The organism is Paenibacillus popilliae ATCC 14706 (genome assembly GCF_000315235.1).
Classification (GTDB): Bacteria; Bacillota; Bacilli; order Paenibacillales; family Paenibacillaceae; genus Paenibacillus_B; species Paenibacillus_B popilliae.
This window is the reverse complement of sequence record NZ_BALG01000444.1, coordinates 1-388: the sequence shown is the minus strand read 5'-3', so window position 1 is coordinate 388 and position 388 is coordinate 1. Positions and strand designations below refer to the sequence as shown.

General features: G+C 52.1%; 1 pseudogene. It reads left to right on the top strand.

From position 1 onward, the window contains the following. A pseudogene (locus PPOP_RS18130) lies at positions 1-388 on the top strand (IS3 family transposase); the annotation flags it as partial.

Genomic DNA, 388 nt, shown 5'->3' with positions numbered 1-388 from the left:
AAGGAACTGGGTTTGCGCTCGCGTACGGTAAAGAAATACAAGGCAACAACGAACTCGAAGCACAACCTGCCTGTCCATGAGAACGTATTGAACCGCCAATTTAGGCCGTCCGCTCCAAACCAAGCCTGGGTGACTGACATTACGTATATCCCGACGGATGAAGGTTGGTTGTATCTAGCAAGCATCATGGATCTGTACAGCCGTAAAATCGTTGGTTTTCATATGGATGAGCGGATGACCAAAAAGCTGGTATTAACGGCTCTAGACCGCGCCTACAGCCAGCAGCGACCGCGCGAGAGGTACTGCACCACTCGGATCGCGGCAGCCAGTATGCTTCCCACGATTACCAGGCGCGGTTGCACACCTACAAGATGAAAGGGAGTATGAG